This window comes from Arsukibacterium ikkense, assembly GCF_000987775.1.
In the GTDB taxonomy this organism is placed as follows: domain Bacteria; phylum Pseudomonadota; class Gammaproteobacteria; order Enterobacterales; family Alteromonadaceae; genus Alishewanella; species Alishewanella ikkense.
This window is the reverse complement of record NZ_LAHO01000015.1, coordinates 24,961-40,763: the sequence shown is the minus strand read 5'-3', so window position 1 is coordinate 40,763 and position 15,803 is coordinate 24,961. Positions and strand designations below refer to the sequence as shown.

Annotated in this window: 16 protein-coding genes; 8 read left to right on the top strand and 8 right to left on the bottom strand. The window is 51.9% G+C overall.

The window, feature by feature from the left end; translation table 11 throughout:
• Positions 1-89 precede the first annotated feature (89 nt).
• On the bottom strand, positions 90-1,649 hold the full coding sequence (gene gppA / locus WG68_RS14725; protein WP_083981909.1) for a guanosine-5'-triphosphate,3'-diphosphate diphosphatase: 1,560 nt from the start codon (positions 1,647-1,649) through the stop codon (positions 90-92).
• Positions 1,615-2,901, bottom strand: a complete 1,287-nt coding sequence (rhlB, locus tag WG68_RS14720; RefSeq protein WP_046558477.1) for an ATP-dependent RNA helicase RhlB — start codon at positions 2,899-2,901, stop codon at positions 1,615-1,617. Before rhlB ends, gppA begins: the two co-directional genes overlap by 35 nt.
• Before the next feature lie 101 nt (positions 2,902-3,002).
• Between rhlB and trxA the strand changes: the two genes are divergently transcribed.
• From trxA to WG68_RS14705, 3 genes are all read left to right on the top strand, one after another.
• On the top strand, positions 3,003-3,329 hold the full coding sequence (trxA, locus tag WG68_RS14715) for a thioredoxin TrxA (protein ID WP_046558476.1): 327 nt from the start codon (positions 3,003-3,005) through the stop codon (positions 3,327-3,329).
• A gap of 191 nt (positions 3,330-3,520) precedes the next feature.
• On the top strand, positions 3,521-4,786 hold the full coding sequence (gene rho, locus WG68_RS14710) for a transcription termination factor Rho (protein ID WP_046558475.1): 1,266 nt from the start codon (positions 3,521-3,523) through the stop codon (positions 4,784-4,786).
• A gap of 82 nt (positions 4,787-4,868) precedes the next feature.
• Positions 4,869-6,164: an NAD(P)/FAD-dependent oxidoreductase gene (locus tag WG68_RS14705; protein ID WP_046558474.1), complete on the top strand. Its 1,296-nt coding sequence runs from the start codon at positions 4,869-4,871 to the stop codon at positions 6,162-6,164.
• On the opposite strand, the gene WG68_RS14700 is transcribed toward WG68_RS14705, so the two are convergent.
• The 5 genes from WG68_RS14700 to WG68_RS14680 form a co-directional block, all read right to left on the bottom strand.
• A complete protein-coding gene (locus WG68_RS14700) occupies positions 6,111-7,007 on the bottom strand; it encodes a hypothetical protein (RefSeq protein WP_052749123.1) in 897 nt (298 codons plus the stop codon). The genes WG68_RS14705 and WG68_RS14700 overlap by 54 nt on opposite strands.
• 29 nt (positions 7,008-7,036) lie before the next feature.
• Positions 7,037-8,353, bottom strand: coding sequence for a thymidine phosphorylase (gene deoA / locus WG68_RS14695; protein ID WP_046558473.1), 1,317 nt, complete (start codon positions 8,351-8,353; stop codon positions 7,037-7,039).
• Between the two features lie 2 nt (positions 8,354-8,355).
• On the bottom strand, positions 8,356-8,787 hold the full coding sequence (locus tag WG68_RS14690; RefSeq protein WP_083981908.1) for a cytidine deaminase: 432 nt from the start codon (positions 8,785-8,787) through the stop codon (positions 8,356-8,358).
• Positions 8,788-8,855: 68 nt separating this feature from the next.
• The gene (locus WG68_RS14685) at positions 8,856-9,632 is read right to left on the bottom strand and encodes an amidohydrolase (RefSeq protein ID WP_046558472.1); all 777 of its coding nucleotides are present in this window, start codon (positions 9,630-9,632) and stop codon (positions 8,856-8,858) included.
• A complete protein-coding gene (locus WG68_RS14680) occupies positions 9,620-10,807 on the bottom strand; it encodes a methionine aminotransferase (protein WP_324292084.1) in 1,188 nt (395 codons plus the stop codon). Before WG68_RS14680 ends, WG68_RS14685 begins: the two co-directional genes overlap by 13 nt.
• Positions 10,808-10,922: 115 nt before the next feature.
• On the opposite strand from WG68_RS14680, the gene WG68_RS14675 reads away from it, so the two are divergent.
• From WG68_RS14675 to WG68_RS14655, 5 genes are all read left to right on the top strand, one after another.
• Positions 10,923-11,597 (top strand): methylthioribulose 1-phosphate dehydratase, encoded by a 675-nt coding sequence (locus WG68_RS14675; RefSeq protein ID WP_046558471.1) that lies wholly within the window; start codon positions 10,923-10,925, stop codon positions 11,595-11,597.
• Positions 11,594-12,277, top strand: coding sequence for an acireductone synthase (gene mtnC / locus WG68_RS14670; RefSeq protein WP_046558470.1), 684 nt, complete (start codon positions 11,594-11,596; stop codon positions 12,275-12,277). Before WG68_RS14675 ends, mtnC begins: the two co-directional genes overlap by 4 nt.
• Positions 12,274-12,816 carry a 1,2-dihydroxy-3-keto-5-methylthiopentene dioxygenase gene (locus tag WG68_RS14665; RefSeq protein ID WP_046558469.1) on the top strand — a complete coding sequence of 181 codons (543 nt, stop codon included), beginning with the start codon at positions 12,274-12,276 and terminating at the stop codon, positions 12,814-12,816. The genes mtnC and WG68_RS14665 overlap by 4 nt, the downstream gene beginning before the upstream one ends.
• Positions 12,817-13,022: 206 nt before the next feature.
• Positions 13,023-13,910: a LysR substrate-binding domain-containing protein gene (locus tag WG68_RS14660; RefSeq protein ID WP_046558468.1), complete on the top strand. Its 888-nt coding sequence runs from the start codon at positions 13,023-13,025 to the stop codon at positions 13,908-13,910.
• Positions 13,911-14,107: 197 nt separating this feature from the next.
• A complete protein-coding gene (locus tag WG68_RS14655) occupies positions 14,108-14,632 on the top strand; it encodes a tetratricopeptide repeat protein (protein ID WP_046558467.1) in 525 nt (174 codons plus the stop codon).
• 125 nt (positions 14,633-14,757) lie between these two features.
• Here the strand turns inward: WG68_RS14655 and mtnA are convergent, their stop codons facing one another.
• Positions 14,758-15,783: an S-methyl-5-thioribose-1-phosphate isomerase gene (gene mtnA / locus WG68_RS14650; RefSeq protein ID WP_046558466.1), complete on the bottom strand. Its 1,026-nt coding sequence runs from the start codon at positions 15,781-15,783 to the stop codon at positions 14,758-14,760.
• Positions 15,784-15,803 lie beyond the last annotated feature (20 nt).

Below are 15,803 nucleotides of genomic sequence, written 5' to 3'. Positions count from 1 at the left end.
ACAACAGGTATAGCTGATAACTGGCGTGTGGTAATAAAAATTACAGCCGATTGCGCTAAGATTTACTGCACAACGGGGGTAACAAAGACTTATTTTATCAATAGCAGCCAACCAGCCTGTTGCTGATACTGCACTTCCTGCTCTAACTCGGCACGCATTAGCGGATGCTGCTCCAGCCAGTTAGCTGGCATATGCAAAGTCAGAGTTTCAGCTTTGGTGGTGATTTTCACTTCGGGTAACACTTCATGACGGCGGCGCATCGATAAAATCACCGCCAGCCGTAAAATACGCGTCAGTCTTACCGTTAGCAACACTGAGGTCATGGTTTGACGGGAGATCACCTCACGACTGATATCCGCTCTGTGGTTGTATACCAGCGCCATTACCAGCTGCTGCTGGGCGCGGGTAAAGCCCGGCAAATCTGAATGGTTGATAATATAGGCACCATGATGATGGTGGTTTTTATACTCGATTAATAAGCCCAGCTCATGCAATAAGGCACCCGAGCGTAACATGCTGTGGCCTTCAAACTTCTGTAAATCCCAGCTGCTTTGTAATTGCGCGGCCAGCTCAACGGCCATCTCAGCTACGCGTTCAGCATGGCGCTGGTCAATAAAGTAGCGCACCATCAGGCTGCTTACGGTACGATTACGCACATCGCTATGCTGCAGCTGCGGCAGCATGCTGTACAACACGCCCTCGCGTAAAGCGCCACCCGATAAGGTCATGCCATGGATATGTAACTGCCGGAACAAGGCTATCAGGATGGCTAAACCTGACGCAAACACCTGCTTACGCTCTTGTGCTAAACCAATAATACTGAGCTGACTGATTGGGCCACAAGCCATCGCCTGTTGCATAATGTCTTCCAGCTTGCCCAGCGTTATCACTTCGTCTTTGCCCTGAGCAACCAGAATTTCCTGCATCGCCTGCACAGTGCCCGACGCCCCTACGGCAATTTGCCAGCCCTTGGCCAGAAAATCAGCACAAATAGTGTCAACCTGTTGCGCTGCGGCGCTAATGGCCTGATTAAAATTCTGTTCGCTTAATTCACCATCACCAAAGTAGCGCTCCAGATAAGTCACACAACCCATGTTTAAACTGGCCAGCAGTTCAGGAGTAAAACCCCGGCCTACCACCACTTCAGTGCTGGCACCACCAATATCAATCACTAAACGATTGGAATCACAATTAGAGGTATGGGCGACGCCCAGATAGATAATCCGGGCCTCATCAGCACCGCTGATAACCTGGACTTTCTGACCGAGAATAATTTCGGCTTCTTTCAGGAAGGTTTTTACATTCTGGGCCAGCCGTAGCGTGGCTGTACCAACAATCCGGATATTGCTGGCCGGTATGTCTTGCAGTCGTTCAGCAAACAAAGCCAGACATTCCCAGCCCCGCTTCATTGCCTTGCGGCTTAACACTAAATTGTCGTTCAAGCCTGCGGCCAGCCGCACTTTGCGCTTTACCCGGCCAATCACCTGCACCGAGCCACCGACCACTTTGACCATTAACATGTGAAAGCTGTTGGAACCAAGATCAATCACCGCATAGATATCACTATGCGGTGACGTTTCGCTCAGGCCGCCAGCTGCTGGCGCCGGCGGAGCGCTAGCGAGGCCGGCTGCGAGGGTTTCTTGGGCCATTGCTGCTGCGTCCACTGCTACTTCGACCCGGGCCACTGCGAGCCTGCCCCGGCCGACGGCGCACCCTTGGCTTGGGTACCGTTAAGTCATCCAGCAAGGCATTAGCATCATACTGGGTTAATGCTATTGGGTGCCTGATATAATCTTCAATAGCGGTCAGATTCAGGGCATAGCGTTCGCAGGCAAAGCTAATGGCTTTACCGCTTTCACCGGCACGACCGGTGCGGCCTATACGGTGCACATAATCTTCACAGTCATCAGGCAAATCAAAGTTAAACACATGGCTTACTTTCGGAATATGTAAACCACGCGCGGCAACATCGGTAGCCACCAGAATATCCAACTTACCGGTAGTAAAGTCATCCAGAATTTTCAGCCGCTTCTTTTGGATCACGTCGCCGGTTAACATCCCTACCCGATGGCCATCAGCTTCCAGCCAGGCATACACATCTTCACAGGCATGCTTGGTATTGGCAAAAACAATGGCCTTATCGGGCCAGTCTTCTTCCATCAGCGTCAGCAGCAACTTCATTTTATGCTCGTGCGCCGGGTAAAATAGCTCTTCACTGATCTGGCTGCCGGTCATCTCATCCGGCGCCACATGAATATGCACCGGCTCGTTCATTTTCTCGAACGCCAGCTCCTGTACCTTGTACGACAACGTGGCAGAAAATAATAAGCTTAACCGTTCGGTGGCAGGTGGCATCCGGTTAAACATAAAGCGAATATCTTTAATAAAGCCTAAATCGAACATCCGATCGGCCTCATCCAGCACCACAACCTGAATTTGGCTCAGGTCGTATAAATCTTGTTTTAAATAATCAATTAAGCGGCCGGTGGTACCAATTAAAATATCCACACCTTGTTGCAACAACTGGCGTTGACTATCGTAACCCTCGCCCCCATATATCAAACCAAGCCGTAAATTGGTTTTTTCGGCCAGCATTACAGCATCGTTATGGATCTGCACCGCCAGTTCCCGCGTAGGAGCCATAATAATGGCACGAGGCTGACCAGAACCTTTCGGCTCATGGTTAAGCAGATAATGAAAAGTTGCGGTTAAAAAAGCCAGGGTTTTACCGGTACCGGTTTGCGCCTGACCCGCTATATCTTTGCCAGCCAGCGCCAGGGGTAAACACTGGGCCTGAATTGGCGTACAATAGCTGTAACCTTGCGCCGCTAAGGCGTCAAGAACCTGTGGTGCCAATGCGAAATCGGCGAATTTATGTGAGGTTAAGTGAGTTTTATTCATACCTGCCTAGCATAACTGTTACGCTTGCAATAAGAAACAGCCACGTTTAAATTGATAACACATTTTTGCAGTGTAACTGCACAGCCTGAACGGAGAAATAGATGAGCGAACAAATTTTACAGGTTTCTGACGACAGTTTTGAAGCAGATGTTTTAAAAGCCGAAGTGCCAGTACTGGTCGACTTCTGGGCAGAATGGTGTGGCCCCTGTAAAATGATCGCACCTATTCTGGAAGACGTTGCCGTTGAATACAGTGGTAAAGTCAGTATTGCCAAAGTAAACATTGACCAAAACCCGAACACCCCACCAAAATTTGGTATTCGTGGTATTCCAACCTTGCTGTTATTTAAGAATGGCCAGGTTGCTGCCACTAAAGTTGGTGCCCTATCAAAAACCCAGTTAAAAGAGTTTTTAGATAGCAATATCTGATAATTGCAAAAAAAGGCGTATTTTTGTACGCCTTTTTGCTATCTGCGGCTGGACGTACCAAACATCTGCTGCTATTGTGTGGCTAAGCAAATATCTTAAACCACGCTTGTCTGTCGAATAAACCTACTTCCAAACCTTTATTATCGAGCCGATAAGCATTTTCTGTTTTTACCAACAAGAACCCATCAAATATGCATTTAACAGAACTGAAACTGAAACCAATTAGCGAACTGGTTGATTTGGCCGAGTCTATGGGCCAGGAAAACATGGCTCGCTTGCGCAAACAAGACATTATCTTCGCCATTTTAAAAGCGCACGCCAAGAACGGTGAAGAAATTTTTGGCGCCGGCGTACTGGAAATTCTGCAGGATGGTTTCGGCTTCTTACGTTCATCAGACAGCTCCTATTTAGCCGGCCCCGATGATATTTACGTCTCACCCAGCCAGATCCGTCGCTTTAACCTGCGCACCGGTGACAGCATATCCGGTTTAATCCGGCCGCCAAAAGAAGGCGAGCGCTACTTTGCCCTGTTAAAAGTTAACGAAGTTAACTTTGGCCGGCCGGAGCAAGCCCGCAACAAAATTTTATTCGAAAACCTCACTGCACTGCATGCTAATTCGCGGCTGCGGATGGAGCGAGGCAATGGCAGCCGCGAAGATATTACCGCCCGGGTGCTGGATTTAGCGTCACCTATTGGCCGCGGCCAGCGTGGCCTGATCGTGGCACCGCCGAAAGCTGGTAAAACCATTTTGCTGCAAAACATTGCCCAGTCGATTGCCGCCAACCATCCGGAATGTGTGCTGATGGTACTGCTAATTGACGAGCGGCCGGAAGAAGTTACCGAAATGCAGCGCCTGGTAAAAGGTGAGGTTATCGCCTCAACCTTTGACGAACCGGCCAGCCGCCACGTTCAGGTAGCGGAAATGGTGATTGAAAAAGCCAAGCGACTGGTTGAACACAAAAAAGATGTGATTATCCTGCTTGACTCCATCACCCGCTTAGCCCGCGCTTACAACACAGTAATTCCAAGCTCAGGTAAGGTATTAACCGGTGGTGTTGATGCTAACGCCCTGCACAAGCCAAAACGCTTTTTTGGTGCAGCCCGTAACGTGGAAGAAGGCGGCAGTTTAACCATTATTGCCACTGCGCTGATTGATACTGGCTCGAAGATGGACGAAGTTATTTACGAAGAGTTTAAAGGCACCGGCAATATGGAGCTGCATTTATCGCGCAAAATTGCCGAACGCCGGGTATTCCCGGCTATCGACTTTAACCGTTCAGGCACCCGCCGTGAAGAACTGCTGGCCTCACCGGAAGAGCTGCAGAAAATGTGGATCCTGCGCAAAATTCTGCATCCGATGGATGAAGGTGATTGCATGGAGTTTTTAATCGACAAACTGTCGATGACCAAAACCAACGACGAGTTCTTTGATGCCATGAAACGGCAAAAATCCTGACTCCCAAAACCGGCCTTCGCGCCGGTTTTTTTATACCTGAAATCAGCAGCCGATTTTTGTATTGATAAAAGGAAAGTGTAACATGACACCCCCTCGCATCGTGGTCATTGGCGGTGGCGCCGGCGGCCTGGAACTCGCTACCCGGCTTGGCAATAAACTGGGCCGGAAAAACCGCGCCCATATCACCCTGGTAGACCGCAACCACACCCATATCTGGAAGCCGCTGCTGCATGAGGTAGCCACTGGCACACTGGATGTTGAGATTGACCAGCTGAGCTACCGGGCGCACGCCGCCAGCCATGGTTTTGACTTTCAGCTCGGCCAGTTTACCGGCTTAGATCGGCATAACCATACCGTTACCCTGGCGGCTATAGCCTCAGGCGATGGCGAGCAGCTATTGCCAGAACGCCAACTCAGCTACGATTATCTGGTGATAGCCATTGGCAGTATTTCCAACCACTTTAATACCCCGGGCGTTGCTGAGCATTGTATTTTCCTCGACAGCCCGGGCCAGGCACATCGTTTTCAGCGACGCTTACTGGATGCTTACCTGAAGCTAAACTCACCTGAGCACCCTAAAGACAAACTTAACATCGCCATAGTCGGCGGCGGTGCCACCGGAGTTGAACTGGCGGCAGAGCTGTACCATGCGGCGGCAGAGCTCAATTTATATGGTTTTGCTGACTTGCGCTCTGAGCGGCTGAACATCCGGCTGGTGGAAGCCGGCCCAAGAATTCTGCCGGCCCTGCCAGAGCGGATTGCCAGTGCTGCCCACAAAGAACTGCAGAAACTGGGCGTGGATGTGCGGGTAAACACCCGGGTTACCGCCGCCGATAGCCACGGTCTGCAACTGGGCAATGAACACCTGGATGCAGAATTAATGGTGTGGGCGGCCGGTATTAAGGCGCCGGATTTTATGCAGCAATTGGCCGGATTGGAAAGCAACCGCATTAACCAGCTGCTGGTGGGCCCGACCCTACAAAGTAGCCGTGACCCCGATATTTATGTGCTTGGCGATTGTGCCGCCTGCCCGCTAGCAGAAGGTAAATGGGTTCCCCCCCGGGCGCAATCCGCGCATCAGATGGCCAGCCTGGTTGCCCATAATCTTATTGCCACCATAAACCAGAAACCGTTGCGCGAATTTCAGTATAAAGACCATGGTTCGCTGATCTCGTTAAGCCGCTTTGGCACTGTCGGTAGCTTAATGGGGAATCTGGTGGGTGGCGCTATGATGATCGAAGGCCGAATTGCCCGTCTGGCGTATATTTCATTGTACCGGATGCATCAGGTAGCGTTACATGGCTGGTTGAAAATGCTGGTTATTTCACTGGTGGCCCGGATTAACCGCATTGTCCGGCCCCGGCTGAAGCTGCATTAACGCATGTTGCTGCAGCTGGTTAATGTCAGCGCTCAGCCTGCGCCGGGCGCTGTTATCCAACCAGCGCTGCATCGCCTCAACATAGCTTGCTTGCTGCCACAGCGCCGGCAATACCTGGTTTACGGCAGCAATGGCGGCGGCACCAGCAGTATCGAGGGTACAGGTGACATAAGAGACACTGGCGATATTGGCGCCAACTATTGCCCGGTGTTCCAGCGCAACATGCTCAGCTAACAGCTTGTTGAAATACTCTAACCGCTCTGGATACTCCACCACATAATCTACCCTACTGCTGGCCAGCAGTGCCACCGCATTCACTTCACCGGTAAACGGATAGCTATTTAGATTACTATCGGTTAGCCGCATAGCAGCCATAATGATATCCGGATAATAGCGGTTTGGCTGATACACCCCGCTAAGCTCAGGGTCTTGCACCAACTGCCCGATAACAGCACCGTCGGCCTGCATGGCCGGATGTTCATTTAACCGGCCACCGGTATAACCTACCGCCAACGCTGGTCCGGCCGCAATGGGGTGGGAAAACAAGCGGTTGCTGGCGCGCTGCTCAGAGTAAAGGGTACCAACAGTACAGTGGCTCGCTTCGCCCTCAGCAAATACCTGTTCGAGCCTTGGCAGACTCACCAGCCGGGTTTGATGATTAAATTGCGGTAGCCGTGCAGTGATCTGCAGCTGTAATAAATCAAAGGTGCCCTGCCCCTGATAAGGCCCACTGACAATCTGATGTGGTGGCCAGTCGGTTTGCAGCCAGGTCAGCATCGGCTTTGCCTGCAGATCAAAAACCAGCAGGGTGCAAACACTGCCAAGAAACATTTTAACTACCATAAATAGCCCCAGTATTGTTCATGCTAACCTTAGCCAATAGTATGATGCACCAGAGGCAGCGCCGTTGTATTTTCCTGCGACACCGTTAATGCAGCCAGGTATTCCTGGCAGGCAATGGCAGCAGCGTCAGTGCTGGCAGCATGCACGCTAGCAAGGCGATCACCCTGCTGCACCTTGTTGCCTGTTGGCAGAATATGGCTAAAGCCAACCGCCGGGTTAATTTGCTGGCTAGGATGCGAACGGCCGCCGCCTAAGCGCACCACCGCCATGCCCAGACCAACGGTATTATGGTATTGCAGATAGCCACTTTGTGGTGCGATTATATCCTGCACCACCGGCGCACTGGCTAAATACTGTTGTGGCTTGTCCAGTAAATCAGCCGGGCCGCCCAGCTCAGCCACCATTTTACTGAAAATTTCTGCAGCTTTACCCGAGCTTAAACTGTGCTCCAGCGCGGCGATGGCAGCCGCTTTATCGCTATAGAGCCCACCCAGCATTAACATATTGGCGCCCAGTTCCAGCGTTAACTGATGCAAGCGCGGCTCGCGGTATTTACCGCTTAAATAATCGAGGGTTTCCATCACTTCCAGCGCATTACCTGCCGTAGTACCTAAAATCTGGTTCATATCGGTGATCAAGGCCCTGGTGGCAACACCGGCACCGGTGGCGGTGTTGACAATACTGCTGGCCAGCGCTGTTGCATCATTGGCAGTGGCCATAATGGCGCCATTGCCTACTTTGACATCCATCACCAGCGCATCCAGCCCTTCTGACAGTTTTTTTGATAAAATAGAAGCTGTAATCAGCGGTATAGATTCTACCGTCGCAGTGACATCACGAATGCCATACAGCCGGCGATCAGCCGGTGCCAGCTCACTGCTCTGGCCGACAATCAGGCAACCCAGCTGAGGCAGCAGTTGCTCAATCCGGCTTAAGCTCTGGGTACAGCTGTAACCCGGAATAGCTTCCAGTTTATCGACAGTGCCACCGGTATGGCCCAGGCCCCGGCCGGCAATACTTGGCATAAAGGCACCACAGGCAGCGACCATCGGTGCCAGCATCAACGTGACCTTGTCGCCAACGCCACCGGTACTGTGTTTATCCACCACCGGGCCATTCAGCCGCCCCTGCCAGTTCAGCACAGTACCAGAATCACGCATGGCCAGCGTCAGCTCGACAATTTCGTTAACTGCCATGCCATTTAAGTAAATGGCCATCGCCAGCGCTGCCGCCTGGCTATCACTGAAGCTGTCGTCGGTTAACCCTTTAACAAACTGGCGGATCTCAGCCTGGTTTAATGGTTGACCATTACGTTTGGTTTTAATAATTTCCTGTGGAATGGCCATTATTAACTATCCTTATTTATTTTATTGCTGGCGGCCAGATAAGTTGGCGTGAAGGCATCTGGCAGCAGTTGCTGTAACGTCCAGCTTTGTTGCTGACCTAAATGGTTGCTGCTGGCAACAGGCGCCTCTGGCATAAAAAATTCGGCGATGACCTGGCGACAAATACCGCAAGGTGGAGTCAGTTTGCTTTGTGGCGTATACACCAGCAGGGCAACAAATTTGCGCTCACCTGCCACCACAGCCGCGGCAATGGCGTTGCGCTCAGCACACACCGTACCGCCATAAGAAGCATTTTCGACATTACAACCATGATAAATTTTGCCACTGCTGGCTTGCACGGCCACACCAACCGGGAAATGACTATAAGGAGCATATGCCTGCTCTGAGGCGGCTTTGGCGGCAGCATTCAGAGCTGCCCAGTTAATTGCTGTCACGCGTTCAAACCTGCTTAATTACGGCCGTACAGTGTTGCCGCGAAACCGCTTCAGGTCAAGCCTGTTGGTTAATCAAGTGTAAAGCTATCTGCATCTAAATAGGCCGGAAAAACCTGGCGGTACTGCGCCAGCGTGTTGCCGTCCAGCGTTGCCCTAAGCACACCCGCCTCACCTTTGTTGAGGCTGGCCAGCAGCTGGCCCTGATAATCGATTACTACACTGTCACCGCTGTAATAAATATCATTGCCATCCTGGCCAATCCGGTTTACGCCTAACACAAAGGCCTGGTTTTCAATGGCTCGCGCCAATAGCAGGCTGGTCCAGGCATGACGGCGCGCCGCCGGCCAGTTGGCGACATAAATCAGCACATCGTAATCGTTGCGATTACGGCTGAATACCGGAAAGCGCAGGTCGTAGCACACCTGCAAGCAAAACCGCAGGCCGCGCCAGCGCACGATCACCCGCCCGGCCCCAGCCTGGTAAGCCTGGTGCTCGCCCGCCATCCGGAACAGGTGTTTTTTATCGTAATAACTGACCGCGCCATCCGGCGTCACAAAATACAACCGGTTTACATAGCTACCACTGGCGGTTTTAACGGCCAGCGAACCGGTTATCGCAGCGTTTAACGCTTTAGCTTGCGCGGTGAGCCAGGCTAAGCCCGGCCCCGGCTCAGTTTCAGCAATCGCTGCGCTTTGCATGCTAAAACCGCTGCTAAACATCTCTGGCAGTACCACTAAATCGGTTGGCTCCAGTGTCACCAGCAGCTGGCTGAACTGCGCCAGATTCGCCGCGCTCTGCTGCCAGTGCAGTTCAGTCTGCAGCAGGCTGACTGTTACAACTGACATAGTACCTCCGCTGCCTGGCTTAAGGTTGCCGGCGTTTTAGCAAAACAAAAGCGGATAAGTCGCGCAGCCGGTGGCTGGCGATAAAATACACTTAGCGGTATGGCGGCGACTTTGTGCTCTATGGTTAACCAGCGACAAAATTCAACATCGGCCATGTCAGAAATCAGGCTGTAATCTGCCAGCTGAAAATAGGTGCCGGCGCTGGGTACTAAGCGCAAGCGGCTGCCACTTAGTGCCTGAACAAACTGGTCACGCTTTTGCTGATAAAACGCCGCCAGGCCGCTGACGTGTGCCGGATAGTTGGCCAGCATATCGGTAATGGCATACTGCGCCGGTGTAAAGCTGGAAAAGGTAACGTACTGATGAATTTTCCGAAATTCAGCACTCAGTACTGGCGGCGCAATACAATAGCCAAGCTTCCAGCCGGTAACATGAAAGGTTTTACCAAAAGATGACACCACAAAGCTGCGCTCAGCCAGCGCCGGGTAGCAATGGGCACTAAGCCTGGGCGCACCATCAAACACCATATGCTCGTACACTTCGTCGCTCAGGCAATATAAACCATGCTGACACACCAGCTGCTGTAACGCCTGCCAGTCAGTATCACTAAAGACGGTAGCACTGGGGTTGTGCGGGCTGTTAACTATAATCAGTTTGGTACGCGGGGTAACAGCGGCCGCCACCTGCTGCCAGTCAACCTTAAAACCCGGTGCCTGCAGGCTTAAATGTATGCTGGTGCCACCGGCCAGCTGCACCGCCGGCGCATAGCTGTCGTAAGCCGGATCAAACAGAATAACGTCATCGCCCGGCTGCACCACGGCCTGAATCGCCACAAATAATGCCTCAGTTGCGCCCGAGGTTACCGTGATCTCGCTAGCGGGGTTAATGCTGCGCTGATAACAGCGCGCCACTAAATCGCTGATTTGCTGGCGCAGCGGTAAAATGCCTGGCATCGGCGCATATTGGTTAGCACCCTGCTGGCTATGATAGGCCAGCCGCGCCAGTAAGTAGCTATCCGGCGCAAAGTCAGGAAAACCCTGAGATAAATTAATCGCTTGCTGTTCAGTTGCCAGTTGGCTCATCTGGCTGAAAATACTGCTGCCCACTGCCGGCAGTTTTGATAATAAGGCCATATGCTCAGAAAAAGTTGCCAAAACCAGCTTGAATGCTATCATTCAGCCTGTTTAGTGTATAGACATCTAAATGGTTAAACGTTTAGCTGTCGGAGCGTTATTGGCAGAGCAGGTTTTTATAACAGGCTTTTATCACGAGCTTTTATGACAGGCATTTATGAACAATACGGCACAGCTGCATCAACTTAACCCTAATGCCATTGCGCTCTGTGCGCTTGGCCGCTGGATTGCCAGCCGGCACTGGGTGCCCGCTACCGGTGGTAATTTTTCTATCCGCACCAGCGACAACAGCGCCCTGGTTACCGCCTCGGGTAAAGACAAAGGCGAGCTAAGCCCGCAGGATTTACTGCCGGTTAGCTGGCAGGATCAGCAGCTGAGTTGCAGCGGTACCCCGTCAGCCGAAACCGCCCTGCATGCCATGCTGTACCAGCTAAACCCCGCCAGCAAAGCGGTGCTGCATACCCATTCGGTGCAGGCCACGGTATTTTCACGGCTGATTAGTCAGGATAACTACCTGTTTGCCGGCTATGAAATGCAAAAAGCCATCAGCGGCATCAGCAGCCACCAACAGCTATTGTCACTGCCGATTTTTGACAATACTCAGGACATCCCGGCGCTGGCTGAAGAGCTTAAACACCGCTGGCAAAAACAGCCGCTTAGCCAGTCGCTCAACCATTCTCTTAATGATTCTTTTCATTATGGCTTACTGGTGCGCAGTCATGGCCTGTATGTCTGGGGTAATAGCCTGGAGCAGGCAAAAAGGCATTTAGAAGGCTGGGAATTTCTTATAAACTGCGAGCTGGAACGTTTTAAAATTGCAGGCTTACCGTGAACTACCGCGCCATTATTACCGATATTGAAGGCACCACCAGCCGCATCAGCTTTGTTACTGAGATACTGTTCCCCTATGCGGCTAAACATTTACCCGATTTTATCCGCCGCGAGCAGCATACGCCGGCTGTTGCCAGCGAACTTCACCAAGTTCGCATACTAAGTGGCGAACCCACCGCCGATACCGAGCGTTGCATTACATTGTTGCTGCAGTGGTTGGCTGCAGATCAGAAAGCAACGCCACTGAAAACCCTGCAGGGCATGATCTGGGCCGACGGCTATCAAAACGGCGCTTTTCAGGGCCATATTTACCCCGATGTCGCCGCCAAGCTGGCCGACTGGCAGCGCCAGGGCATTAAGTTATATGTGTACAGCTCAGGCTCCGTCGCAGCGCAGCAGCTGCTGTTTAAACACAGCGATTTTGGTGATTTAACGCCGCTGTTCAGTGGCTACTTTGACACCCGTATCGGTGCCAAGCGCGAGGTATCAGCCTATGCTGCTATTTTGCAGCAGTTGCAAATACCACCGCGCCAGGTGCTGTTTTTATCTGATGTCACCGCCGAGCTTGATGCTGCCGGCCAGCTGGGGATCGCAACAGTGCAACTTGTCCGCGACGGCCAGAGCGCTGGCAAGCATCCAACCGCCCACGATTTTTATCAGCTGCAGGAGATGATGCAATGAGCCGGCTAATGGTATTTAGCGACACTGACTCTGAACAGGTATTGCTCGATAGCAGTGATGTAACGGTTATCCGGCAACAGCTGCAGGCCGCTGGCGTGCAGTTTGCGCAGTGGCAGGCCAACGCGCCTATTCATGCCGACAGCAGCCAGGAGCAAATCCTGACAGCTTACAGCCATGATATCGAGCGGCTAAAACAGGCGCATGGCTATATCACGGTGGATGTCATTTCGTTAAGCCCGAACCACCCGGATAAACAGCTACTACGGCAGAAATTTCTGGCCGAGCATATCCATTGCGAAGATGAAGTACGGTTTTTTGTACGCGGCCAGGGCCTGTTTTGCCTGCATATTGGCACTAAGGTGTATCAGGTACTGTGCCAGCAAAACGATTTAATCAGCGTGCCAGCCAATACCCCGCACTGGTTCGATATGGGCAGCGAGCCCGACTTTACCGCCATTCGGCTGTTTAATAACCCCGATGGCTGGGTGGCTCATTTTACCGGCAGCGCTATTGCCACCACGTTTCCGCTATTGGCTTAGCGCAGCACAGTAGTCTCACTGCTGCAATGCGCCTGCGCTACCGCGCCAGATTGGTGCAAGCTTGCAAACTACCACCAATAACAAAAAGCTATGCTATTGTTTTAGCTAAACTTTAGTTCATACTGCAAAGTGGTTTAACTTTTGCAGCCAGTTTGTCATTTAAGGCTAGTATACTAGCCTGTATTGAACACCAGGTATTACCGACTATGACTATTCATACGCCACTTCGTGGCTTGCGCTGTTTTTGCGTCGCCGCCGAGTGTTTAAGTTTTAAAGAAACCGCTAAGCAGCTGTACTTAACGCCGTCAGCGGTTAGCCACCAGATAAAACAACTGGAAGATAACTTAAACCTCAGTTTATTTGAGCGCAAAACCCGCGCTATTGCTTTAACAGAGACCGGCAAGCGCTTTTACCAGGAAGTTCAGCCATTGCTGGCGCAGCTGGCCGATACCATTGCCCAGTTCAGCCAGGTAGAACGGATGCAGGAAGTCAGCATTTCGATGCCGGAGTTTTTTGCCAGCGAACTGTTTGTGCCGAAGTTAATTGGCTGGTCGGCGCAATACCCGAACATTAACTTAAAGCTGGAAACGGTAAAATCGCGCCGCGACAGCCCAAAATACACCGATTTATCGATTATTTTATCCGGTAAACAGCCTGATGAAAGCCAGGCCTATGATTTATTCCCGATAAGCTATGTACCCGCCTGCAACCCTAAGTTGTATGAACAAATTCATGGCAAAAGCTACCGGGCATTGGAAAAAACCCCGCTTATCCTGCATCAGGCACGGCCACATGCCTGGCACCAATGGGCCGAGCATGTCGGTTACCATAACTTTAAACCGAAGCAAATTATTCAGCTCGACAGCATGTTCAGCGTGGCCCGTGCTGCCCAGCAGGGCTTGGGCGTAGCCCTTATTCCGCTGCCTATCAGCCAAAGCTGGTTTAGCAGCGGCAGCTTAGTGCGCTTATTTGAGCAAGAGCTGCTAAGCCGCGATCGCTATTATCTGGTAAGGCACGATGGCGATGCCAACCGGCCGGAAATTCAGTTGCTGATTGAATGGGTACTTAAAAGCTTTCAGCCAGTGAATAGCTGAAACCCGCATACGTTTAACACCTGTTTATGACAATGGCTGCGCTGCTATCGGCGGATCATAAGTGAATTTTTTTAACCTGTCAGTGTGATTTATCTCGTTTGTCAGACCAGTTGGCCTTGGCTAAAGTATCCCTGTCGCCGCAATACTCTTTACCAGTAACAGCGGCGACCCGAATTTAAACCAAGGGAGAATACGACATGACATTCACAGCCAAAAAATTTGCTACTGCCGTGGCACTGAGCGTGCTGGCCTCAAGTCCATTTCTCGCTTCAGCTGCGAGCAATGGTTACAAAATGGTGTTAATTGAAGACACCCCGGGCGTTACTACCATTCAGGCCGGCCAGTTGCAGCAAGGTATCAGCGAAGTAACCAGCTATCGCGGTGCAGATGCAGACAGCTTTTCATTACACATGAGCCTGTGCGTAGCCTACAGCCGCTTAAACCAGCTTGACCAGGCGCAAAGCGCTTGCAGCAAGGCAGTCAGCCTGGCGCAAAGCACCCCGGCCATACCAAGCGACGCCAAGCGTGAAATGCGCGCCCTGGCTTACAGCAACCGTGGTGTTATGCATGTACTGGCCAACGACCGGGTTGCCGCACTGGACGATTTTAAACGCGCAGTATCGTTAAAAACCAGTGATATTAACCAGCACAACCTGGCGCGCTTAACGGCCGATATTAACGGCATCGAAACCAATCAATTCGCGTATAACAGCGCTGAATAAGCTGTTTTACGCTGTTATTAAGCGCAACCTGATTTAACTGTAACAAGTTTTACCCCGTTTTACCCTCGTCCTTTGCCCGGTTAATTTAACCGGGCTTTTTTTATCCCATTATAGGCAGTCGTTCTTTACGCAAACTGCTTTAGCACACCACTGGCGATATCTGCCTTACTATAAACTCCGGTATCCAATACCCAGCCGGTGACTAAACTGGCGGGGGTAACGTCAAACGCCGGGTTAAATACCGGGGCATCTTCCGGCGCCCAAATGCTTTGGCCGAAGCCGCCGCTGACGCCGCGTACTTCATTGCCGTCGCGTTGCTCAATAGGGATTACACTGCCATCGGGGCAGTTTAAATCTACCGTAGTGTGGGGGGCTACCACGTAAAACGGCACCTGATGATACTGCGCTAACACCGCCAGCGAGTAAGTACCCACTTTATTGGCAAAGTCGCCATTGGCGGCGATGCGATCGGCACCAACAAAAATGCGGTCGACCTGGCCGCGGGCCATTAGCATGGCGGCCATATTGTCACAAATTAGCTGGTACGGAATACCCAGTTGCTGGCACTCCCAGGCGGTTAAGCGCCCGCCTTGCAATAGCGGCCGGGTTTCATCTACCCACAGCCGGATATTTTTCCCCTGCTGATGGGCTAAATTAATCACCCCCAGTGCGGTGCCAACCCCGGCAGTGGCCAGGCCGCCGGTATTGCAATGGGTTAACAGCTGCTCATCGGGTTGCACTAAGGCCGCGCCATGGCCGGCCATTTGCTGGCAAAGCGCTACATCTTCAAAAAACAGTGCCTCGGCGCAGGCCACAGCAGCGTTGGCATAATCGGGCTCGCTTAGCGCCTTAAGCATACTGTCGATATTGTTCATCAGGTTCACGGCGGTGGGCCTGGCAGCGCGTAAAATTTCCGCATCCTGGCGCAGTTGCTCGCGGCTTACTCCCTGCTCTGCCCGCACTGCCAGCAGCAAACAGGCACCAATGCCAATGGCCGGCGCGCCGCGCAACTGCAGCTTTTTAATCATGCCTACCATCTCTGCTACCGTGGCGCAATTCAGCCATTGCTGGCGATGCGGTAACAGGGTTTGGTCCAGCACCTGAAGTTTACCTTGTTCGGTTTTCAGGCTGAGTGCGGTTAAATTTTGCATGACTTATTCCTGCTTAACTT